Annotated in this window: 23 protein-coding genes; 5 read left to right on the top strand and 18 right to left on the bottom strand. The window is 45.7% G+C overall.

The genetic code is table 11. The annotated features are described in order from the left end of the window. Positions 1 to 279: 279 nt before the first annotated feature. Genes ACTNB3_RS03785 through ACTNB3_RS03795 form a run of 3 tightly spaced genes read left to right on the top strand, consistent with a single transcriptional unit; the run spans position 280 to position 2,896 of the window. The gene (locus tag ACTNB3_RS03785) at positions 280 to 1,428 is read left to right on the top strand and encodes an NAD(P)-dependent malic enzyme (RefSeq protein ID WP_427805586.1); all 1,149 of its coding nucleotides are present in this window, start codon (positions 280 to 282) and stop codon (positions 1,426 to 1,428) included. Between the two features lie 3 nt (positions 1,429 to 1,431). Continuing rightward, positions 1,432 to 2,370: a TIGR01212 family radical SAM protein gene (locus tag ACTNB3_RS03790; RefSeq protein ID WP_427820505.1), complete on the top strand. Its 939-nt coding sequence runs from the start codon at positions 1,432 to 1,434 to the stop codon at positions 2,368 to 2,370. 13 nt (positions 2,371 to 2,383) lie between these two features. Beyond that, a complete protein-coding gene (locus tag ACTNB3_RS03795; protein ID WP_427820504.1) occupies positions 2,384 to 2,896 on the top strand; it encodes a DUF4364 family protein in 513 nt (170 codons plus the stop codon). Between the two features lie 87 nt (positions 2,897 to 2,983). On the opposite strand, the gene ACTNB3_RS03800 is transcribed toward ACTNB3_RS03795, so the two are convergent. The 7 genes from ACTNB3_RS03800 to ACTNB3_RS03830 all read right to left on the bottom strand — a co-directional run bounded on the left by ACTNB3_RS03800 (position 2,984) and on the right by ACTNB3_RS03830 (position 8,792). Further along, entirely contained in the window at positions 2,984 to 3,835 is an 852-nt protein-coding gene (locus ACTNB3_RS03800; RefSeq protein WP_441024557.1) for a sensor histidine kinase, read from the bottom strand. Continuing rightward, on the bottom strand, positions 3,828 to 4,550 hold the full coding sequence (locus tag ACTNB3_RS03805) for a LytR/AlgR family response regulator transcription factor (protein WP_441024558.1): 723 nt from the start codon (positions 4,548 to 4,550) through the stop codon (positions 3,828 to 3,830). The genes ACTNB3_RS03800 and ACTNB3_RS03805 overlap by 8 nt, the downstream gene beginning before the upstream one ends. A gap of 39 nt (positions 4,551 to 4,589) precedes the next feature. Further along, the gene (locus tag ACTNB3_RS03810; protein WP_427805581.1) at positions 4,590 to 5,510 is read right to left on the bottom strand and encodes an SPFH domain-containing protein; all 921 of its coding nucleotides are present in this window, start codon (positions 5,508 to 5,510) and stop codon (positions 4,590 to 4,592) included. A gap of 1 nt (position 5,511) precedes the next feature. Beyond that, complete coding sequence (locus ACTNB3_RS03815; protein WP_441016177.1) at positions 5,512 to 5,991, bottom strand: NfeD family protein; 480 nt, start codon at positions 5,989 to 5,991, stop codon at positions 5,512 to 5,514. Positions 5,992 to 6,071: 80 nt separating this feature from the next. Further along, entirely contained in the window at positions 6,072 to 7,388 is a 1,317-nt protein-coding gene (locus ACTNB3_RS03820) for a replication-associated recombination protein A (RefSeq protein WP_441024559.1), read from the bottom strand. 21 nt (positions 7,389 to 7,409) lie between these two features. Then, a complete protein-coding gene (locus ACTNB3_RS03825) occupies positions 7,410 to 8,129 on the bottom strand; it encodes a tRNA threonylcarbamoyladenosine dehydratase (protein WP_427805578.1) in 720 nt (239 codons plus the stop codon). Positions 8,130 to 8,144: 15 nt separating this feature from the next. Beyond that, positions 8,145 to 8,792, bottom strand: a complete 648-nt coding sequence (locus tag ACTNB3_RS03830; RefSeq protein WP_427820509.1) for a polysaccharide deacetylase family protein — start codon at positions 8,790 to 8,792, stop codon at positions 8,145 to 8,147. Positions 8,793 to 8,971: 179 nt separating this feature from the next. Here ACTNB3_RS03830 and ACTNB3_RS03835 point away from each other — a divergent pair, with 179 nt between their 5' ends. Beyond that, positions 8,972 to 10,330 (top strand): MATE family efflux transporter, encoded by a 1,359-nt coding sequence (locus tag ACTNB3_RS03835; RefSeq protein WP_427805576.1) that lies wholly within the window; start codon positions 8,972 to 8,974, stop codon positions 10,328 to 10,330. A gap of 65 nt (positions 10,331 to 10,395) precedes the next feature. On the opposite strand, the gene ACTNB3_RS03840 is transcribed toward ACTNB3_RS03835, so the two are convergent. From ACTNB3_RS03840 to ACTNB3_RS03850, 3 genes are all read right to left on the bottom strand, one after another. Then, complete coding sequence (locus tag ACTNB3_RS03840; RefSeq protein ID WP_427805575.1) at positions 10,396 to 11,544, bottom strand: iron-containing alcohol dehydrogenase; 1,149 nt, start codon at positions 11,542 to 11,544, stop codon at positions 10,396 to 10,398. Positions 11,545 to 11,647: 103 nt separating this feature from the next. Then, entirely contained in the window at positions 11,648 to 12,244 is a 597-nt protein-coding gene (locus ACTNB3_RS03845; protein WP_427805574.1) for a flavin reductase family protein, read from the bottom strand. Positions 12,245 to 12,263: 19 nt separating this feature from the next. Continuing rightward, positions 12,264 to 13,916 carry a putative manganese-dependent inorganic diphosphatase gene (locus tag ACTNB3_RS03850; RefSeq protein WP_427805573.1) on the bottom strand — a complete coding sequence of 551 codons (1,653 nt, stop codon included), beginning with the start codon at positions 13,914 to 13,916 and terminating at the stop codon, positions 12,264 to 12,266. Positions 13,917 to 14,135: 219 nt separating this feature from the next. Between ACTNB3_RS03850 and ACTNB3_RS03855 the strand changes: the two genes are divergently transcribed. Further along, the gene (locus ACTNB3_RS03855; protein ID WP_427805572.1) at positions 14,136 to 14,819 is read left to right on the top strand and encodes a S1 RNA-binding domain-containing protein; all 684 of its coding nucleotides are present in this window, start codon (positions 14,136 to 14,138) and stop codon (positions 14,817 to 14,819) included. 118 nt (positions 14,820 to 14,937) lie between these two features. Here the strand turns inward: ACTNB3_RS03855 and thiM are convergent, their stop codons facing one another. From thiM to ACTNB3_RS03895, 8 genes are all read right to left on the bottom strand, one after another. Beyond that, complete coding sequence (gene thiM / locus ACTNB3_RS03860) at positions 14,938 to 15,807, bottom strand: hydroxyethylthiazole kinase (RefSeq protein ID WP_441024561.1); 870 nt, start codon at positions 15,805 to 15,807, stop codon at positions 14,938 to 14,940. After that, positions 15,752 to 16,324, bottom strand: coding sequence for an energy coupling factor transporter S component ThiW (gene thiW / locus ACTNB3_RS03865; protein WP_427805570.1), 573 nt, complete (start codon positions 16,322 to 16,324; stop codon positions 15,752 to 15,754). Before thiW ends, thiM begins: the two co-directional genes overlap by 56 nt. Positions 16,325 to 16,412: 88 nt before the next feature. Then, a complete protein-coding gene (locus tag ACTNB3_RS03870; protein ID WP_427805569.1) occupies positions 16,413 to 16,934 on the bottom strand; it encodes a dUTP diphosphatase in 522 nt (173 codons plus the stop codon). 57 nt (positions 16,935 to 16,991) lie between these two features. Further along, positions 16,992 to 17,507: an anaerobic ribonucleoside-triphosphate reductase activating protein gene (gene nrdG / locus ACTNB3_RS03875; RefSeq protein ID WP_441024562.1), complete on the bottom strand. Its 516-nt coding sequence runs from the start codon at positions 17,505 to 17,507 to the stop codon at positions 16,992 to 16,994. Then, positions 17,508 to 19,640 carry an anaerobic ribonucleoside-triphosphate reductase gene (gene nrdD / locus ACTNB3_RS03880; RefSeq protein WP_427805567.1) on the bottom strand — a complete coding sequence of 711 codons (2,133 nt, stop codon included), beginning with the start codon at positions 19,638 to 19,640 and terminating at the stop codon, positions 17,508 to 17,510. A 309-nt stretch (positions 19,641 to 19,949) separates the two neighbouring features. Continuing rightward, the gene (locus ACTNB3_RS03885) at positions 19,950 to 20,147 is read right to left on the bottom strand and encodes a hypothetical protein (RefSeq protein WP_441024563.1); all 198 of its coding nucleotides are present in this window, start codon (positions 20,145 to 20,147) and stop codon (positions 19,950 to 19,952) included. A gap of 85 nt (positions 20,148 to 20,232) precedes the next feature. Then, entirely contained in the window at positions 20,233 to 20,733 is a 501-nt protein-coding gene (locus ACTNB3_RS03890) for an L-2-amino-thiazoline-4-carboxylic acid hydrolase (RefSeq protein WP_441024564.1), read from the bottom strand. 27 nt (positions 20,734 to 20,760) lie between these two features. Then, positions 20,761 to 20,904 carry a hypothetical protein gene (locus tag ACTNB3_RS03895; protein WP_427820496.1) on the bottom strand — a complete coding sequence of 48 codons (144 nt, stop codon included), beginning with the start codon at positions 20,902 to 20,904 and terminating at the stop codon, positions 20,761 to 20,763. Positions 20,905 to 21,032 lie beyond the last annotated feature (128 nt).

Consider the following 21,032-nt stretch of genomic DNA (forward strand, 5'->3'; position numbering starts at 1 on the left):
TCCTCTAAAAATATTTATCATTCATATATCAAAATTATTAAGTAACCTATTCTTCTCTCAAGGGAAAATCTGTGGATATGACTTCAAATCGTTCACTGAATCAGCTATTACACGGTATATAGCCAAAAGGATGATTGAATATAGTATACCTTATTTTTTACAAATTGAAAAGCATTATTTTCAATTGCTTTACTCTCTCAAGAATGTTATCATAAGAAGTAAGTTTCAAAAACAAATATCTGAGCAGAATTTTACTGCCCAGTCGAGGAGGATAATGACATGTCAATAAGTGAAAAAGCATTGGAAATGCATGAAAAATGGAACGGTAAGATTGAAACAACTGCTAAATCACACGTGAATTCGCGCGAAGATCTGGCAATCGCCTACACTCCGGGTGTAGCTGAACCTTGTAAAGTGATCGCCAAAGATAAGGAAGCAGCTTACAAATATACGATAAAGGCAAATACGATCGCCGTAGTTTCTGACGGAAGTGCTGTCCTCGGTCTCGGAAATATCGGAGCCCATGCCGCTATGCCGGTTATGGAAGGAAAAGCGGTTCTCTTCAAAGAATTCGGCGGTGTCAACGCAGTTCCGATCTGTCTGGATACCCAGGACACCGAAGAGATCATTAAAACAGTGGTAAATATTGCGCCTGCATTTGGCGGTATCAATCTGGAAGATATCTCTGCACCGCGTTGTTTTGAGATTGAAAGCCGACTGAAAGAACTTCTTGATATCCCGGTCTTCCATGATGACCAGCACGGTACAGCCATCGTTGTGCTCGCCGGAATCATCAACGCACTCAAAGTAACCGGCAAGAAGATGGAAGAATGCAAGGTTGTGGTAAACGGTGCCGGCAGCGCCGGTGTGGCGATCACAAAGCTCCTTCTCACCTATGGTTTCCCGGATATCACCATGTGCGACATCAACGGAATCATTTCCGAGAATTCTCCGAATCTGAACTGGATGCAGCAGGAAATGGCGAAGCTCACCAACCTTTCCGGTGCAGCCGGAACACTTGCAGATGCCCTCAAAGGCGCCGATATCTTCGTCGGAGTTTCCGCACCGAACATTGTCACAAAAGAAATGGTTGCATCCATGAATCCGGATGCCATTCTTTTCGCAATGGCCAATCCGGTTCCGGAAATCATGCCGGATCTTGCCAAGGAAGCCGGTGCAAAGGTAGTCGGAACAGGACGTTCTGATTTCCCGAATCAGGTGAATAACGTCATCGCATTCCCAGGCATTTTCAAAGGTGCTCTGGAAGGACGTGCCACACAGATCACGGAAGAAATGAAGCTTGCAACTGCAAAAGCAATCGCCGGTCTTGTTTCAGACGAAGAACTGAACGAGAATAATATTCTTCCGGAAGCATTTGACCCGCGGGTGGCAGATGTTGTCAGCAAAGCGGTCAAGGCACTGATCTAATCGATGACGGAGCGGAGATTCTGGGGAGAAAAACGATATTTCTCCCTGGATTACTATCTGAAGACAACCTATGGCGAGAAGCTCTATAAGGTTTCATTAAACGGCGGCTGTACCTGTCCGAACCGTGACGGGACCTGCGGTGAACGGGGCTGCATCTTCTGCAGTGAAGGGGGGTCCGGAGATTTTGCCGCCTCGCCTGCCCTGACGATTCGGGAACAGCTCGAAGAAGGGAAAGCACTTATTCGGCGCAAACAGACCGGTAACGGATACATCGCCTATTTCCAGGCATACACGAACACCTATGCTCCGCTGGAACATCTCCGAAAGATCTTTTACGAGGCGATTCTGGAACCGGACGTAAGGATCCTTTCCATCGCCACCAGACCAGATTGTTTAAGCGACGAGATTCTTGCACTTCTCGATGAACTGAATCGGATCAAACCGGTATGGATCGAGCTTGGGCTGCAGACCATCCATCCCGAGAGCGCGCGTTTCATACGTCGTGGTTACGATCTGAAAGTATTTGAAAATACCGCAGAGGCATTGATACGACTTAACATTTCGGTTATCGTACATGTGATCCTGTTTCTTCCCGGAGAATCTCCTGCGCAGATGCTGGATACCATCCGATACTTGAACCGGATCCCCATTCAGGGTATTAAACTGCAGCTCCTTCACATATTAAAACATACGGATCTGGCAGATTATTATCAGGAACATCCCTTCTCCGTTCCTTCCATGGAAGAATACTTTGACGTTCTTGGTATGTGCATCTCCAATCTTCGTCCGGATATTGTAATACACCGGCTCACCGGAGACGGCCCCAAATCACTTCTGATCGAGCCGCTCTGGACCGGGAATAAAAGGCTGGTTCTGAACTCCATGCAGAAATACCTGAAAGACAACGATATCTGGCAGGGAAAAGAGTATATTGATTTATAAGGAGGACGACATCATGTCTGAAACTTTCACACTATATAAACTGATCATTCTGTATATGCTGGACAAGGTGGATTTTCCGCTTACCAACGCACAGATTTCAGAATTCATACTGAACAAAGGATATACGACCTATTTCAAGCTTCAGCAGGCACTTTCCGAACTTACGGAAGCGGAACTGATCCGGGAAGAGACTTCCCACAACCGTACCCTTTATCATCTGACAGAAGACGGTGCCCAGTCCATCCAGTATTTCAAAAACAATATCTCCCGCTCTATACGAGAAGATATCGACAATTATTTACGCGAGAAAAAATATGATCTCAAAAATGAGGTTGCTGTAAAGGCCGATTATTACCGAAACACATCCCGGGAATTCTCAGTCAGATGCCAGGTTCTGGAAGACGAACTTCCTCTGATCGACCTGACGCTCTCTGTTCCAAGCGAAGCCGAAGCCGAAGCCATCGTCACAAACTGGCAGAAAAAGAATCAGGAAATCTATGCCTGGCTCATGGCAAATCTGCTGTAAGCCAATATAATACACAAAAAAACGGTGCCCGAATCCGGAGGTTTTGATCCATTGTCCTCCTTTTCGGACACCGCTTTTTTTATTCATTTACACGACTACACGAAAACAGATATAATTCCGTTCATCGATAAAATCCGTACTCACCGTAATCTCACCGCCGTACCGCTCACTGAGCAGCTTTGCATTATAAAGACCAAGTCCCCGCTTCCCGTCTTCACTTTTTGTAGAAAACCCTTTTTCAAAGAAACGTCCGATATTCTCCAGCTTGACATTCCTCATACGGTTTTTGATAGTGAAGACAACCCGGTCATTTTCGGAATCCAGTTCCATGATAACCCGGTTCAGTTCCTCCGTGCATGCTTCATAAGCATTATCAACCAGCGTTCCGATGATCTCGATCAGATGATGTTCGGATATCCCGGAGAGGATTTCCAGATTCTTCACCACGATTTCCGTCTTCACATAAGATGGTGCCCGCACGATTTTGCTGTATAAAAAGCCTGCAAGCACTTTATCACTGATCTTGAGGAGCGGAAGATACATCCGGTTCTCATCATCCTTCACTGCTTCCATGATATATTGTGACTGCCGTTCCACAAGCTCATCATAATTGTCCACCGTAAGATGCATGTTTAAAATGGCATTGATCTGGTTGTCGAATTCGTGCTGTCTCGCCCGGATCTCTTTCACCAGTTCCTCAAGCGGCTGAATGTAGAGTTGATACAGGCGCAGTTCCTGCTCTTTTTGCTGCATAATCAGATAATTCTTTCTCCAGTCAACGATTCCCCATATGATGACCACCACCATCAGAACGAACATGACAAATACCCGATAGTCAAAGGTCCCGCTGTACAGGAAATCCACGACCAGATAGACCGATACAAGCAATGCGATCACACAGAAAATACGGTATAAAAACTTTCTCACCCAATCAATCATTTATTATTCTCCCCATTTCCGCTTTATATGTCACGCCGATTTCAACTGTATCACTGCAGTTTCTCAATTTAATCACCCGATTCACGGTATCAATGTACTCAATCTCCTGCCGGTTCACGGCAAACATCCGGTGCGACTGCACAAACATTTCTTTCGGCAGCTTCTGCATCATCTGCTTCAGCGTTACATATGGTACTTTCCAGTTTTCACCCCTCATGTGAATGCAGATTCCGCGCGGAACTGCTTCAATATAGCGAATGTCCTGACATTTCACCTGATAGTTAATTCCATCCTTTTTTACGATGACTGTCCTCGGCTCCTCCTGTTTTTTATTCACAAGTACTTTTCTTACGACTTCCTCCACCTGTGTACGATCAAAAGGCTTCATAATATATTGATAGCAATGCAGTTCTCGATACGCCTGCATCTCCATTGCTCCCACGGAAGTCACCATCACGATCGGTGTAAACATATACTGGAATTTTTCTCTTACCTCTCTGGCGAAGATAATTCCTCCGATATCCTCTTTCCGGCTTCCGCTTAAGTTTACATCCAGAAGAAAAAGACCATATCGGATATTTTCTTCCAACAGGTCTTTCGCTTCCTTATATGAGGAGGCGGCATGGACCTGAATCTCGGCCGAATACTCATTCAGAATACGGATGAGCGCTTCCATCGAAGCGTGTTCATCTTCCAGAATCAGCACATGTATCATATCCAGCACCTCCCACTCTTCTCTATTCAACTGTCTGCTCTATTCGGAAATAATTTCCTTCGCGCTCTTAACCAGACCTGCAAGTCCCTGGATCTCTGACGGAATGATGATTTTGGTCGCTTTTCCGTCCGCTGCCTTCTCGAAAGCCTCCAGACTCTTGATCCGAAGAACTGCCTCATCGGCCCCCGCTTCACGGAGGAAACGAATACCGTCTGCATTTGCCTGCTGCACTTTGAGGATTGCTTCTGCTTCACCTTCGGCTTCCTTGATCCTCTTTTCCTTCTCTGCTTCCGCCTGAAGGATCGCCGCCTGCTTCTCAGCCTCCGCTTTCAGAATTACAGATTCCTTCTCACCTTCTGCAACAAGGACGGTAGATTTCTTCTCTCCTTCTGCTCTCAGGATTGCTTCACGACGTTCACGTTCCGCCTTCATCTGCTTCTCCATCGCATCCTGGATCGCTGCCGGTGGAATAATGTTCTTCAGCTCCACGCGATTGACCTTGATTCCCCACGGATCCGTTGCCACATCAAGAGATGCTCGCATCTTTGTATTGATCGTCTCTCGGGATGTCAGTGTCTGGTCCAGTTCCAGTTCACCGATGATATTTCGAAGTGTTGTTGCCGTCAGATTCTCAATTGCCATAATTGGATTTGCCACACCATAGCAGTACAGCTTCGGATCTGTAACCTGATAGAATACAACGGTATCAATTCGCATCGTTACATTATCTTTCGTGATAACCGGCTGTGGATCAAAATCAACGACCTGTTCCTTCAGATCGACTCTTCTTGCAACGCGGTCGATCAACGGAAGTTTAAAATGAAGCCCTACACTCCAGGTCGCCTGATACGCACCAAGCCGTTCTACGACCAGCGCCTTTGCCTGCGGAACGATCTTCACACAAGAGATCAATACCAGTAAAATAATCACAAAAATCGTTGCTAAAATAATGAATCCCATATTAACCCTCCTCGTATCGTCTGACTATTAACTTGACTCCGGAAATATTGATCACTTTTGCAATGGTTCCGGCTTCCAGGATCTCTTCATCCTTCTCCGATCGCACCGTCCATTCCTGCCCGTTGACCACCGCCATTCCGGTCTGGCTCATGTTGTCCACTCTTTCGGCAATCCGGATCGTCTTGCCGATGATTCCTTCATAGTTGGTCTTCTCTCTCCTGCTGTTGATGCATTTCACCGCGAACGGTCTCGTGAAAAACAACAACAGAAACGTGACTGCAAAAAACGCGATGACCTGAACAAGAAACGGAAATTTCAGAATGTTCAGAATCAGCGCCACAAGCGCGCCTCCGGCAGCCCAGATACTGGTCAGTCCCACCGTAATGATCTCGACTACCAGAAGGATGATCAGAAGAACCAGCCATGCAATGGTAATATAACTGTCTTCCAGTACCATCTCATCACTTCCTTCCTGTTGCATACATCGTATCAGAGTTTCCCCCGATGTTCAACTGATATTGCGTGAATCGGGCGATTTCCTGTTTCAATGAAGTATCCTGGCTATTTTTCATGAAGCCAGCGCATATGTTCCTTGATCTTTGCTTCATAACCGTTATCTCCGGGTTCATAGAATACCTCTCCTTTGATCTCATCCGGAAGATACTGCTGTTCTACATAGTGCTTCGGATAATCATGCGCATATCGATATCCCACACCATGTCCCAGATTTTGGGAACCCTTATAATGTGCATCCTGCAGATGAGGCGGAACAGTCGTTTTCACTCGTTTTACATTATCCATGGCGGCAGAAATGGCATTGCATGCCGAATTACTCTTTGGTGCAGTCGCCACATACAGCACCGCCTGTGACAAGATAATCTGTGCCTCCGGCATTCCGATCCGCTCTGCAGCCTGAGCCGCAGAAACGGCAACCGTAAGAGCCATGGGGTCTGCATTTCCCACATCTTCCGACGCACAGATCATGATCCGGCGGGCAATAAACTTGATATCTTCTCCCGCATACAGCATTTTGGCCAGATAATAAACTGCCGCATCCGGATCAGACCCTCGCATGCTTTTGATAAATGCCGAGATCGTGTCATAGTGGTTATCGCCGGTCTTATCATACCGCACGACCCGTTTTTGAATGCACTCAGAGACCACATCCAGCGTAAGATGGATCCATCCGTCATCACTCCGGCTTGTAGTCAGAATCCCCAGTTCCACCGCATTTAATGCAAGCCTTGCATCTCCTCCCGACAGATCGGCCAGAAAGTGCAGCGCATCCTCGTCAATCTTTGCATGATAGCTTCCCATTCCCTTCCTGGTGTCATTCACCGCTCTCATGATCAGCCTCTCAACATCCTCTTTGGAAAGTGGCTTTAATTCGAAGATGCTGGAACGGGAGATCAGCGCACTGTTGACTTCAAAATATGGATTTTCGGTCGTGGCACCGATCAGAATCAGCGTTCCGTCTTCTACAAAAGGAAGCAGATAATCCTGCTGGCTTTTGTTAAACCGGTGGATCTCATCCACAAACAGAATCGTCTTTCTCTGATACATGCCGTAGATCTGTTTCGCTTTATTTACAACTTCTTCCATATCCTTTTTCCCGGCCACTGTGGCATTGATCTGCGTAAATTCGGCGCTTGTCGTATTTGCAATCACTTTCGCGAGCGTCGTTTTCCCCGTTCCGGGCGGGCCGTAGAAAATCACCGAGCTCAGTTTGTCCGCCTTGATCGCACGGTATAACAGTTTGTCCTTCCCGATAATATGCTGCTGTCCAACCACTTCTTCCAGCGTCGTCGGCCGCAGTCTGGATGCGAGCGGAGATTCTTTCTCTTTATTTGTCTCTCTCATATATTCAAACAGATCCATTTTCCATCTCTCCTTTGTATTCTACACAAGTCCTGCCAACTCACGTATTACTTCCCCTGCAATCAGAAGCCCTGCCACCGGAGGGGTAAAGGAAATGCTCCCCGGTATGCTTCTTCGTACTCCGGCATCTTCCCCTGTATCCCTACCCGAAGTATCAATCGGCTTCTCTTTCGAGTATACCACTTTTAAATGGCCGATACCACGATTCTTCAGTTCCTTTCTCATCACTTTACAGAGCGGACAGACACTGGTCTTTGTGATATCCGTTATCTCAAACATCTCCGGATGAAGTTTATTCCCGGTCCCCATACTGCTGATGATCGGTATTCCACGCTTTCTTGCCTCACATACCAGTGTCAGTTTTGCCGTCACTGTATCGATCGCATCTATGATATAATCCGGTCGTTCATCCAATATGTCCCCCAGATTATCGGTCAATACAAATCGCTCATAGGTTCTGACCCGAATCTCCGGGCAAATATCCGCGATTTTCTCTTTCATGACCTCTGTTTTATATCGTCCTTCCGTGCTGTGCAGTGCAATCGACTGGCGATTGATATTCGTAAGCGATACAGTGTCATTATCGATCAAAATCAATGTTCCGACCCCGGATCTCGCCAGCGCCTCCACACAGTGTGAACCGACGCCTCCGATTCCGAATACCATAACCGAAGCCTTTTTCAATCGTTCCATGCCATCCGTCCCCAACAAAAGTTCTGTTCTTGAAAATTCATTTATCATACTCTTTCATCTTTCCTAATTTAATATCAGTTCATCCACCGTCACAAATTCATAGCCTTCCTTCCGGAGCAGGTCTATGATCCGAAGCGCGGCATGTACCGAAGATTTGTAACAGTCATGTAAGAGAATCATATCATTTTCCCGCACATCCGTCACTACTTTATTTACAATTTCATCCTCATTCTCCGTCGTCCAGTCCAACGGATCTACAGTCCACAGAACGGGAATGACATTCATCTCCTTTTCCAGATCCTTCTGCCAGGCACCAAACGGAGGCCGCATGTATTCCGTGGGACGGCCGGTAATTCTTTCCACAGCCTGACTCGTCTTCTCGATCTCTTCTTTTGCTTTTACACTGTCGATCCTCGTGATCTCCACATGATTATACGTATGATTCCCGACAATATGACCTTCTTCATACTCCCTTTTCACCAGTTCCGGATAGCGTTCTACATTGAGGCCGATCACGAAAAAAGTTACTTTTACCCCTCTTTCTTTCAGACCGTCCAGCAAAAGCGGCGTACACGACGGGTGGGGTCCGTCATCAAATGTCAGTGCGATTTTCATTTTTTCTTCTTTCATTTCCTGTACTGCATCTTCCCTGCTGCCGGTTTCCTGCGATCTGCCCTCCCAGATTCCCAGTGCCGTAAACAGCAAAATCATATAACAAATGGTGCAAACAGACTTCCATAACCGGTATTTCAAGCTCCCACCCCGTTTTCCATATTCTCTCTAATATATGAAAATCTCTGATTTCCTATACCTCGGGCATTTCTCTTATTGCAATATACATATTCAATGTTATAATATCAGATAGGTTATCGATACAAAGGAGGAAAATCATGTCAGATTCGACAGGAAAAGAGAATAAAATGGGGGTCATGCCCATACCGAAACTACTGTTCACAATGTCACTTCCTATCATACTTTCCATGCTGGTACAGGCACTTTACAATATTGTTGACAGCATGTTTGTTGCCCGGCTGAATGAAAATGCACTTACCGCCGTTTCACTCACATTTCCCATACAGAACCTGATAATCGCGGTCGCATCGGGTACCGGCGTCGGGATCAACTCACTTCTCTCCAGGAATCTGGGCGAGAAGAACTACGAGGCGGCTGACCGTGCTGCATCCAACGGCTTATTTCTTGGATTTATGAGTTCCCTGGCGTTTGCTGTTCTTGGCGGCCTTTGCTCAGGTGTTTTTTTTCATATTCAGACAACCGATCTGCAGATCGTCCGCTACGGCACACAGTATATGCGAATCATTACGATCTGTTCCATCGGCATTTTCCTGCAGGTTACTTGTGAGAGGCTGCTTCAAGCCACCGGGAAAACGTTCTATGCTATGATCACTCAGGGAACCGGTGCCATTATCAACATCATTTTAGATCCGATTCTGATCTTCGGGTTGTTCGGTTTTCCAAGACTTGAGGTGGCAGGTGCCGCAGTTGCCACGATTATTGGTCAGATGATTGCAGCGGCAATGGCTCTGCTTTTTAACATTACGAAAAACAAAGATATTCATATTCATTTGAAAGGCTTTCGTCCAAACCGTACTGTCATTCTAAATATTTATACAGTCGGGATACCTTCGATTATTATGATGTCCATCGGTTCTGTCATGACGTTTGGCATGAATAAGATTTTATTGATGTTCTCTTCAACAGCAGCCGCTGTATTCGGAGTTTATTTTAAACTTCAAAGCTTTATCTTCATGCCGATCTTCGGTCTGAATAACGGAATGATACCGATCATCGCGTTTAATTACGGTGCGCGTCAGAAAAAAAGAATTCTGCACACGATATGGCTCAGTATCTGCACTGCTGTTACGATTATGCTCTTTGGGCTGGTACTCTTTCAGTGCTTTCCGGATGTCATGCTCCGCATGTTCGATGCTTCTGACCGGATGCTTGAAATCGGCATCCCTGCTCTGCGGATCATCAGCCTCAGTTTTATTTTCGCCGGATTCTGTATCGTATCAGGTTCGGTATTTCAGGCCCTCGGGAACGGCATGTACAGTCTGATCGTCTCTGTTGCAAGGCAGTTATGTGTTATACTGCCTGTTGCCTATTTATTTGCCCGGCTTTTCGGGTTAAATCAGGTGTGGTGGGCAATTCCGATCGCTGAACTTGTGTCGGTCGTACTTTCCGCCTGGTTCCTGAGGCGCATTTATCTCCAAAAAGTCAACCCGTTGTAGTACGATATATAAAAAAATTATATTCCAAAAACAACTTGGTTTCTGGGATATCATTTTTTATACTCCTAAAGTGCTTTGTGGTACAGCATCTCAATATCTTTCTGTGTAGATTGTCTCGGATTTGCCAGAATATTTCCGCTCTTCATTGCATCTGCTGCCATCTGCGGGATCTTGTCTTCTGTCACCCCTACATCGGAAAGTCTGGAAGGAATACCAAGATCCTTCAGAAGCTCGCGCGCTTCGTCAACCAGCATCTCCGGCACAAAATCGACAACCGGTTCGCTTTCCTTGCTGATGTAATTGTAGATCTTCTCATAACGTCCGTGATCTGCAAGTGCGTTGTATTCTACAATCGTCGGAAGCAGGATGGAATTTGCCACTCCGTGCGGCACATGGAAAAATGCGCTGACCGGATGACTCATCGCATGTACATTACCCAGACGTGCCCATGCAAATGCAATTCCTGCGAACATACTTCCTGACATCATTGCGCAGGCTGCTTCTTCATCCTGTCTGTTTGCGACAAAACGGCGGATATTTGCTCCAATCAGTTCCATCGCTTTTTCTGCCATTGCATCGGAAAATGGAGATGCATCGCGGGATGTATATGCTTCCCATGCGTGGATCAGTGCATCCACACCACAGGACGCCGCGATGGATGCCGGCGCTGTCATAATAAGTTCCGGATCGAGAAGTGCATAACTCGGAATCAGTTCATAACTGAATACCGTCAGTTTGTAGTTCCTTGATGTATCTGTGATAACAGAGAAAGCGGTCACTTCACTTCCTGTTCCTGCTGTAGTCGGGATCGCAATGATCGGCACAATCTTGCCCGGTACCTTGTGCGCTCCTTCATATTCTGTGATCTGTCCGCCGAATTTTGCAAGTACACCGACTGCTTTTGCAACGTCCATCGGGCTTCCTCCGCCAAGTGCCACAATACTTGTCGCTTCCGCTTCCTGATATGCTTTTACTGCCGCATTCACGGTATCCACGGAAGGATTCGGCTCTACATCCAGAAATTCTGCCACCTCAGTTCCGGATGCCGTAACAATACTCCGCACCTTTTCAACCACTCCCAGCTTCTCAAGTCCCCTGTCAGAAACCAGCAGCATTTTAGCCGATCCGTTTTTTTTCAGCAATTCCGGAAGTCTCTTTAAACTTCCCATTCCAAAAATAATATCCTGTGGTACTGTAAACGTAAAATTCTTCATTTTTTCCGCTCCTTTTCTAAAAAAAGGGCGAAACTGCTCCTTCACAGTCTCGCCCTTGAGATTTACTCAAACAGCATATACCCTGACGCCTTTCTTTGTCAAGCTATTTCCTTTTATTCTCTTTCTTTTTCTTCTTGATCTTTTTTCTCACACTATAGCCAAAAGTTCCCAGTAGTCTTCCAAGACTGAAATACTGCCCGTGGACGTAAACCAGCGGCTTTGTCTTCTCAAGCGCGAACCGGTTCGACTCGTCCATGTAGGCATCATCCACATGAACCGCAAGGACCTCTGCCAAAAACATATGATGTGAACCAAGTTCTTCTTTTTTTACCACTCTGCATTCAATATTGACCGGACTTTCCTTGATCAACGGTGCTTTTACATACTGCGCTTCATCCGGAGTCAAATGCATTTCTTTAAATTTGTCCACATCTCTTCCGGAACGCACACCGCAATAATCGCTGGCCTTTGCAAGATCCTCATTCGTCAGATTGATAACAAATTCTCCTGTCTCATCTATCATATGATAAGAATACCGTTCCGGCCGCACGGAAATCGATACCATCGGAGGGTTCGTACAAATCGTTCCTGCCCATGCAACCGTAATGATATTATTCTTCCCGTCCTTGTCCGATACACTGACCATGACCGCCGGTAACGGATACAGCATATTTCCTGCCTTCCAAGTCTGCTTCGCCATAATTTTCTCCCCTGCTGTCCTATTTCTGCTGCAGATAACCTACCAATGTCGGAATAAACTGTTTCTTGCGGGACACAACATCCTTAAGAAGTACCCGTTCGGTATCCTCCGGCATCTCCCAGGCCTCCAGGATCCTTGCTTTTGCCCCTTCGCCACAGCACATCAGTTCCGTTGATTCCTCGAGAATATTTGTCAGCATCAAGAATACCATATCCAGATGCTGATCGACTCTGGCTACTTCCAGATAATCGGTAAGACGTTCTCTTACATCATCCAGCTCTTCCTGATTCATCGAAGTGATCTGGCCGACACCAAATGATACTCCGTTGGCATTGAATACTTTGAAATCCTGGAAACAGATCTCTTCTTCTGTCTTCTCACGCAGATTGCTGCCTGCATTGAACATCGCCTTTGCATGCTCTTCCATATTAATTCCCGCAATCTGTGCCAGAGCAGCAGCCGCCGCCTGATCCACCATCGTACATGTCGGAGAACGGAACAGTAATGTATCCGATAAGATCGCCGAACAAAGCAGTGCTGCGATCGTCTTATCTACCGTAACACCATTCTCCTGATACATCTGATAAACAATGGTCGCCGTACATCCCACCGGCTGATTGCGGAAGAATACCGGCCCGATTGTCTCCATACTTCCCAGTCTGTGGTGATCAATGATCTCCAGGATATCCGCCTCTTCAATTCCGTCCACCGCCTGAGATTTTTCATTGTGATCCACCAGAATCACCTGTTTCTTTCTGGAACTCATCAACCGACGTCTGGAAAGGAAACCGCGAAAATGTCCCTGGTTATCAAGAATCGGAAAATCACGGTATTTCTTCTTCGCCATAACTTCCTTGACATCGTCTACATAATCCGACATGTGAAATGTCTCCAGATTATCCTTACTCATGAAATACTTAACCGGAATACTCTGGTTGATCAGCCTTGCCGCTGTAAATGTATCGTGCGGTGTCTGAATCACCACAATATCTCTCTCCATTGCCATCTTCTTAATTGTTCTCGATATTTCCGCTCCCTGACAGATGACCAGACAGCTGGCATCCATCTCGATCGCGCAGAGCTGGGATTCATAACGATTTCCGAGAATGACCAGATCGTCTTTCTCAATAATATTTTCCATCATATCCGGACTGGACGCTGCAATAATCACTTTCCCCTTCAGAAAATAACCGTGTTCATTCCCTGTCACAATCGTTCCGTCCAGCGTATTCACGATATTGCGATACTGCGTTCTCGCGGTCGACAGAATATGACTGTCATACACCTCCATGTAGGATGTCGCAATATCTCCGATCGTAATCAATCCTTCCAGCCGGTCATTTCTGGTAACCGGAAGGGTGCGGATATTCTCCTGCTTCATCCGCGTCCACGCCTCACGGATCGATGCATTGGACCGGACACCTTCAATCTGACGGATATCCATATCCTTAACCTGTAAATGCACATCTCCAAGATATCCCGGGACTTCTACGCCAAATCGATCGAGTACGTAAGCCGTTTCCCCGTTCAGCTCACCGGCACGTTTTGCCACATACTCCTCCCCGGTCATTTCTCTTTTTAAATTCGCATATGCAATCGCAGAACAAATGGAATCCGTGTCCGGATTCTTATGTCCGATAACATACGTTTTTTTCACTTTTCTATTTTCCATTTCTACCACTTCCTTGTTTTCATACTACTTACTATTGTCAGAATGCCATTTTTTGCTCATTTCGTCAACCATATTTTCCAAAATAATACATTCTCATAAAACGTTCTTCCATATTTTGATAATTTTTTGTTCCGATTCTACCAAAAACATGGTATACTAAAACATAAAGCGACCTTTTGTACAACAAAAGAGTAAACGAACTGAGGTAGAGGTGGAATTATGGATAACGAACAGTTAATGGAAAACACAGAGAGCATGGCAGATTATGAGGAACATTTCGATGATGCAAATCCATGGAACATCGTAAAGGATTATCTCGAGAAGGGTACAGTACTCCATGTAACAATTGAAGGAATCGTAAACGGCGGAGCGATCGCTATGGTAGAAGGCATCCGCGGATTCATCCCGGCTTCCAGACTTTCTCTTTCTTATATTGAAGATTTGGAATCCTATCTGTTAAAAGAAGTTGATGTCAAAGTCATCGAAGCTGACCAGGCACAGGGACGTCTGATCCTGTCAGCCCGCGAGATTCTGAGAGAACAGGAAAAGAAAGCCAAAGAAGAACTGCTTGCTTCTGTAAAAGTCGGAAGCGTTCTGAAAGGTAAAGTAGAATCTCTTCAGACTTACGGAGCATTCATCCGTCTTGAAAACGGTCTCTCCGGTCTGGTACACATCTCACAAATCAGTACCCAGAGAATCAAATCTCCTGACCAGGTACTCAAAGTTGACGATGAAGTAGACGTAAAAGTAATCGGTATCAAGGAAGGCAAGATCAGCCTGAGCATCAAAGCTCTTATGGAAGAAAAGGAATCTGAAGAAGAGCCGGAAGAAAAGATCGAACTTCCGAAATCTGAAGCAATCGGAACCAGCCTCGGAGACTTATTTAAAAATCTGAAACTTTAATAATTTTAAAGAAGTTGTTACTTTGCAAAACATTTTTCGACAAAGACCAACAAATGAAACGAGTATCCCATGAGGAATCTGTACTGTAAAAGTACTGATTTTCACGGGATACTCGTATTTATAATACTCTGTTAATCTTCCCCTTGATTCCAAGCAATTTTCCATCTATCTGATATAAAAAATCAAGAAAACGTATTTGAAAGCTTCCTGGTCCGTGGCTGTCTTCTGCCGCCAATTCTCCCGCAATCCCCATTACCGCAGCTCCCAAGAGAACCGCGTGGATCATCTTAATTTCGCAGGTATTCTGCGCCGTGCTTACGTGAACTCCACCCAGATAAGTGCTGCACACTGCTCCCAGCATACAGCCGGTACCGGTAATCTCCGACATCATCGCATCTCCATTTTCCACCGCATATACTTCCGCTGCATCTACGATCAGATCAGTCTTACCACTTGCAAGGATAACCGCTCCGGTTCTTTTAGCCATACTTTGAAAACACTCTATTACCTTTTCCAGATTCTCCGGTGTCAGTGTATCCTGTATTCCTGCATCGATACCGATACTGTGAGACTCTTCCCCCGCCATTTCCAGTATCTCAGACATATTTCCTTTCAAAACAGAAATGGTTCCCGTTTGCAACAGCTCGCTTGCATATTCTCTGCGCAGATCACTGCAGGCAACCCCGACCAGATCGAGGAGCACGGGAATCCCTTTCTTATTAGCTGTTGCGAGTGATCTCTTCATGGATTCCATTCTTACATCTGTGATATTTCCCAAATTCAGCATCAGCGCCTGTGCTGTCTCTGTAATCTGCTCCACTTCCCGCGGATGTTCTGCCATGATCGGTCTTCCGCCTGCGGCAAGAACCACATTTGCACAGTCATGAATTGAAATCGGGTTTGTAATGCAGTGGATCAACGGCCGTATTTTTTTAACGAGCTTCTGAAGCGCCATCATTTTTTGAAGATTTTGTATGCTTTCTGTCATAAACTTTCTCTCCCAGACTCATTTGGAATTTTGCAAGCAATCCGGCTTTACTTAAGGTTTTCAGGAAGAAATATGCAACCGTTCCGCCCATCAGTGTAGCTCCCAGAAACATGGGCGTATAGAAGAATGCGTTCAGTCCTTCTCTTCCCATCAGAAATGCCATCACCGGATAAGATACAATCGAACCGATGATCCCGGTTCCAAATACCTCTCCAATCACTGCGCAGATGATTTTCCCTCCGGAAAGCCGATAAAACACACCGGACAGAAACGCACCAAACACTGCACCCGTCAGCGCAAGAGGCGGAATTCCCATAAACATCATACGGATGACTCCGATCAGTGTCGCACAGAGCAGAGAATACCACGGTCCCATCAGAACCGAACATACAATATTTACCAGATGCGCCGTCGGACACATCCCCTCAATCCTGAGAATCGGAGAAATCACAACCCCGATCGCCACCATCATTGCCAGCATAATCATCCGGAAAATCTTTACTCTCGTCTTATCCATTTTTTCAAGTCCTTTCCCTAACCTTTTCTCATCCTTTTATATACGAATATCGTGAACATTCTTTGGTATACTTCCGCATCCGAAGCTTTTAAACACCCTTCGTCGTACTTCCGAATCCACCGTTTCTCACTTCATCGGTGTCATCATCCACCGTGATCCCATACTCCACGAAGATTCCCTGCATAAAGCCGGTTCCCTTCGCTATTTCCAACGTTTTTCCTTCATTGGAATCATTCGTCAGTTTTGCAAAAATATGCCCTTCATTATCGGAATAAAAATAATCACTGTCAATGATTCCTACCGTATTATTGAGCTGCAGCCTGTATTTAAATCCAAGCCCACTTCTCGGATAGCATTTCAGCACCCATCCGTCTTCCATTTCAACCCGGATGCCGGTAGGAATCTTGACCGTCTTTCCCGGTTCCAAAACAAACGTATCCGGTGCATAAAAATCATATCCTGCACTCCCTGATGTTGCTCTCTTTGGAAGGCGGATCTCTTCATAGAGTTTCTGTATCTCTTCTCCTGAAATATCTTCTCCAAATGTGTCCTTCCAGCTTTCGGCAAACTGTTCCGCACTTACTTTGTGAAATTTTGCAATTCTTCTCATCTGTCTCTTCTCCTGTTTCACATTATTACGACCTATACCCGTCAAGTTTCAAACCTGCTAATTCTCATCATAATCAGGACAATGCAGAACCGGCACTGTATCCGTTTCTGCCGCCAGTGTTCTCTGTACATCGATCACTCTTTGATTACTGCTTCCTTTCCAACAAAGAAGCGGATCCTTTTTGGCAAATACAAATTCACCGTCCACCAACACATCCAGATACCTCACGATTTTCATGCGGCGTACCTCTTCCCACGTAGAACCCGTATACAGCCAGATTGTTTTCTCCGGAAATGTCTCCCGGATTTCTTTTGACAGTTCTGTCACATCATTTACATTTGCAATATGAAGCGGATCGCCTCCGCTGAAGGTGATACCGCTCACATAATCCTTTTTCAATTCTTCAAACAGTTCCGCCTTTGCAGACTCGTCAAAGTAAAGTCCGCCGTTCGGATCCCATGTGACCGGATTGTGACAGTCCTTACAGCAGTGACTGCAGCCTGCCACCCACAATACGACCCGAAGTCCGTCCCCGTTGAGCATATCATCTTTTGTTATATTGTGGTAACGCATCTACATACTTTTCCTTTCCGCAATTTCCGCCATCTTCGCATCGTTCAGACGCGTATCTCCTTTGACTCTTGAATAAGAAAGATATCCATTCATCCGATCGATCTTGGTCAGATTATTACTTCCGCATACCGGGCAGACATCCATCGCAAGTTCTTCATGACCGCAGTCATCACAATATGCAAGCGATAGATTTACACCTTCATAAAATCCCATATCCATCGCACGGCGTACCAGTGACTTGATTGCTTCCACGTTATAATTGATTGGATATTTCACATACTGGATCTTTCCACCGTTGCACAGATCCCAAAATCTATTCTCCAGATCCTGCTTCTGGATCGGAGTGATATCTTCGGTCACATGGCAATGGAAACTGTTGCTCACATACGCACGATCCGAAACATTTTCCACAATACCGTATTTCTTACGGAACTGCTGTACCTGAACGCCGCAAAGATTTTCTGCCGGAGTGCCGTAGATCGCATACAGATGCCCATCCTCTTTCTTGAACTCCTGCACCTTTTTATTGATATATTCCAATGTTTCCAGTGCAAACTCCCCGTCTTCCACCAGAGACTTTTTATTATACAGCTGTTGCAGCTCATTCAGCGCCGTGATTCCAAAGGATGCTGTCGCCGATTTGAGAAGTGGCTTGATCTTATCATGCGGTTTCAGATGACCGCCATAAAATCCACCCTCACAGTATGCCAGCGGATTGGTTGACGCACGCAGCTCGCCGAGATAATCATAGGTACGAATATGCAGCTTCCGAATCAATTCCAGATAATAATCCAGCACTTCAAAGAAATCCCGGTTCTCCTGCCTTGATTTTGCAAGGATCATCGGAAGATGCAGACTGACTGCCCCGATATTAAACCGCCCGACAAAGACCGGTTTGTCATCATCATCTGCCGGATTCATTCCGCCTCTTTCATACCACGGTGAAAGGAACGCCCTGCATCCCATAGGGCTTACGATCTTCCCATATTTCTTGTACATACTTGGAACATACCCTTTTCCGGTAAGGCTCAGCCAATCAGGATACATCGTTTTTCTCGAACATTCAATCCCGGCTTCAAACAGATCCTCCGCCGGAGCTCCCGGTCCATGAAGCTTCTCATCATACAGAAATACAAGTTTCGGGAATAATACCGGCTTTTTATGTCCGGCCTTACCCTGACCGTTCTTGCGAACCTCCAGCATAGTTTTCGTAATCAGCTTTCCATATTTACTGATATTCGTTCCACTCGTCACGGTGATGAACGGATAGTCCCCGCGGCTTGATGAAACAGAGTTGAATTTATATTCCCATCCCTGGAAGCCCTGCTCCATCTCTTTTTCAAGATCCTTCCACGCTACTTCCTGTGCGGCCTCTTCCGGAAGCCCCAGTGAACGATATTTTTCAAGATGTAATTTATGTGACTTCTCGGCATATGGCTCCAGGATCTCATCCACACTCGGCACCGTAAATCCTCCGTACTGCTGGCTTGCAGCGCTCAGCACAATATCTCCGATCACATCAAAGGCTGTGTCCAGTGTCTTGGGTTCATTATACCACAGATTTCCCATCTCGAACCCTCCGGTCAGAACATTTTTCACATCAAACAGGCAGCAGTTCATCGTATCCCTGCGCGCTGACATATCGTGAATATAAATATACCCTTCCCGGATCGCCTGAAGCTCCTCCACAGTCAGGAAAAATTTCTTATAAAGCTCTTTGTTCAATTCATTGAAAATCAGACTTCTCTTCGTAGACACCAGCGCACTGTCCGTATTACTGTTCTCCTTATCCCCGATGTACATGATCGACTGGCTCTTCCGGTAAACCTCATCCAGCATGTGCACAAAATCCTGCTTATAATTCCGGTAATCCCGGTAACTCTTTGCCACGATCGGATTCACTTTCTCCAGAGCGCCTTCCACCACATTGTGCATCTGGGCAATCTGAATCTCCTTCACTCCCAGCTCAAGGACCTTCTCTTCCACAAACCGGCAGATGAACTGAATGTCTTCCTCCGTAAACTGAATCAGGGCACGATAGGCAGATTTATTGACAGCCACAACGACTTTCTGTACATTAAATTCTTCTTTCGTTCCGTCCTTCTTGATCACTCTGACATCTTTCAGATCCATAAATCGTCTCCTTTCTACTATATATTGTGTTTGTTGTATTATTTTAAAACAATATTATGTGCTTTATTTTGCTTTTCTATTTTACCATTTCTCCCGGATTAAGTCAATGTTCTTGTATTTACTGCTCCAAATATAAACATGAAAAAGTTGATGTACGCTCTTGGCACGTAGCCCGCAGTAAATGCTGGTTACTGTGTGAAAAGTAACATGAAAAAAACAGACATTCCACGTATGAACACGAAACATCTGCTTTTTCTAAATCCCCCTATCCTTTAAATTATCCACAGTTTCGACCATAATCTGATGATCCTATTCCGGCTGCTCGGCCTCCTGTTCAGGTAGCACGATTCCACAGCAGGTGAATGACCCGAATCCTGCGGATGCAATAATATTTCCACAGACCGGACATATTCCTTCTGCGTTAGTTTTTTCTTTTCTCTCAGTTCTTTTCTTGTTTTTCCGATTACATATCCCATTTACATTTACCTCTCTTTGCTGTTTTTTCATAGCTTTATTGTATCTTCCATTTAAAAAAAACAGCAACCTACGAAGCGTAGAGCAACTGTGTGCTAGGCAACCATGAGACTTCCTTCTATTTCTTTCTCCTCACGAACCGGATCTTACACACCTCATCCCCATTCGCAATCGTCGCGGGCAGATCCAGCTCGCATCCGAAACTCTCCGCAATTCCCCTGTCACCACACATCGCATGATCACAGAGCACCCGGATTTCCTCATCCGTACATCCCTGCTTCTGCCACGCTTTCACCAGCGGACAATAATTAAAATCAATATCCAGATGATCATCCGTACACTGCTTGATATCCATCTCAAAAACCCACTGTGCAAACTTCGAAAACAACGTTTTCTTCAGCCCCTTCAGCGAATCCCTGCCGCCTGCCTTCTTTCGCAGATTTGCTCCCTGATAAAGACCACATCTGCGGATCGCATCCGGCGCATACTCCTTCGAATCCAGCCCTTTCTTCTTCGCCTCATCACAAAGCAAATACATCCAAAGCGCCCGGTGCTCCAACTGCTCCCTGATCGCAACAATAAGAGGATTCTTAATCTTTGGTTCATTTTTAATACTCATCTCTTCTTCCTCCTTCACTCCAATAGTTCATCTAAAGATTTTAACAATCACACACAACACCAGATAAATAACCGGAATATCTGCCTTCAGTTCTTTTGCCTTCTCTCTCAAATTCACTTTCCTATCCTCACCATCCCCAACAAAACTATATTCTCTTAACCATTCTACCAAACCCCACCCCCAACCGCAATCCCAACAACAAACTCCACCTCAACCTCCCCTCCTTCATCCCACCAGCGCCAGGGGCCCTCGCCCCAACAAACTCTCCCTCAACCTCCCCTCCCTCATCCCACCAGCAC

Origin of the sequence: Bariatricus sp. HCP28S3_D3, from assembly GCF_052065755.1 — a bacterium.
In the GTDB taxonomy this organism is placed as follows: Bacteria; Bacillota; Clostridia; order Lachnospirales; family Lachnospiraceae; genus Allocoprococcus.

Excerpts from the sequence above, each read along its gene's own strand:
- thiM (WP_441024561.1), bottom strand. The coding sequence starts at position 15,807 with ATGACAGAAAGCATACAAAATCTTCAAAAAATGATGGCGCTTCAGAAG.
- ACTNB3_RS03845 (WP_427805574.1), bottom strand. The coding sequence starts at position 12,244 with ATGGCGAAGCAGACTTGGAAGGCAGGAAATATGCTGTATCCGTTACCG.
- thiW (WP_427805570.1), bottom strand. The coding sequence starts at position 16,324 with ATGGATAAGACGAGAGTAAAGATTTTCCGGATGATTATGCTGGCAATG.
- ACTNB3_RS03850 (WP_427805573.1), bottom strand. The coding sequence starts at position 13,916 with ATGGAAAATAGAAAAGTGAAAAAAACGTATGTTATCGGACATAAGAAT.
- ACTNB3_RS03870 (WP_427805569.1), bottom strand. The coding sequence starts at position 16,934 with ATGAGAAGAATTGCAAAATTTCACAAAGTAAGTGCGGAACAGTTTGCC.
- ACTNB3_RS03785 (WP_427805586.1), top strand. The coding sequence starts at position 280 with ATGTCAATAAGTGAAAAAGCATTGGAAATGCATGAAAAATGGAACGGT.
- ACTNB3_RS03840 (WP_427805575.1), bottom strand. The coding sequence starts at position 11,544 with ATGAAGAATTTTACGTTTACAGTACCACAGGATATTATTTTTGGAATG.
- ACTNB3_RS03810 (WP_427805581.1), bottom strand. The coding sequence starts at position 5,510 with ATGGGATTCATTATTTTAGCAACGATTTTTGTGATTATTTTACTGGTA.
- ACTNB3_RS03795 (WP_427820504.1), top strand. The coding sequence starts at position 2,384 with ATGTCTGAAACTTTCACACTATATAAACTGATCATTCTGTATATGCTG.
- ACTNB3_RS03820 (WP_441024559.1), bottom strand. The coding sequence starts at position 7,388 with ATGGATCTGTTTGAATATATGAGAGAGACAAATAAAGAGAAAGAATCT.
- ACTNB3_RS03790 (WP_427820505.1), top strand. The coding sequence starts at position 1,432 with ATGACGGAGCGGAGATTCTGGGGAGAAAAACGATATTTCTCCCTGGAT.
- ACTNB3_RS03815 (WP_441016177.1), bottom strand. The coding sequence starts at position 5,991 with ATGCAACAGGAAGGAAGTGATGAGATGGTACTGGAAGACAGTTATATT.
- ACTNB3_RS03890 (WP_441024564.1), bottom strand. The coding sequence starts at position 20,733 with ATGAGTATTAAAAATGAACCAAAGATTAAGAATCCTCTTATTGTTGCG.
- ACTNB3_RS03805 (WP_441024558.1), bottom strand. The coding sequence starts at position 4,550 with ATGATACATGTGCTGATTCTGGAAGATGAACACGCTTCGATGGAAGCG.
- nrdD (WP_427805567.1), bottom strand. The coding sequence starts at position 19,640 with ATGGATCTGAAAGATGTCAGAGTGATCAAGAAGGACGGAACGAAAGAA.
- ACTNB3_RS03885 (WP_441024563.1), bottom strand. The coding sequence starts at position 20,147 with ATGAAAAAACAGCAAAGAGAGGTAAATGTAAATGGGATATGTAATCGG.
- nrdG (WP_441024562.1), bottom strand. The coding sequence starts at position 17,507 with ATGCGTTACCACAATATAACAAAAGATGATATGCTCAACGGGGACGGA.
- ACTNB3_RS03830 (WP_427820509.1), bottom strand. The coding sequence starts at position 8,792 with ATGATTTTGCTGTTTACGGCACTGGGAATCTGGGAGGGCAGATCGCAG.
- ACTNB3_RS03800 (WP_441024557.1), bottom strand. The coding sequence starts at position 3,835 with ATGATTGATTGGGTGAGAAAGTTTTTATACCGTATTTTCTGTGTGATC.
- ACTNB3_RS03855 (WP_427805572.1), top strand. The coding sequence starts at position 14,136 with ATGGATAACGAACAGTTAATGGAAAACACAGAGAGCATGGCAGATTAT.
- ACTNB3_RS03835 (WP_427805576.1), top strand. The coding sequence starts at position 8,972 with ATGTCAGATTCGACAGGAAAAGAGAATAAAATGGGGGTCATGCCCATA.
- ACTNB3_RS03825 (WP_427805578.1), bottom strand. The coding sequence starts at position 8,129 with ATGATAAATGAATTTTCAAGAACAGAACTTTTGTTGGGGACGGATGGC.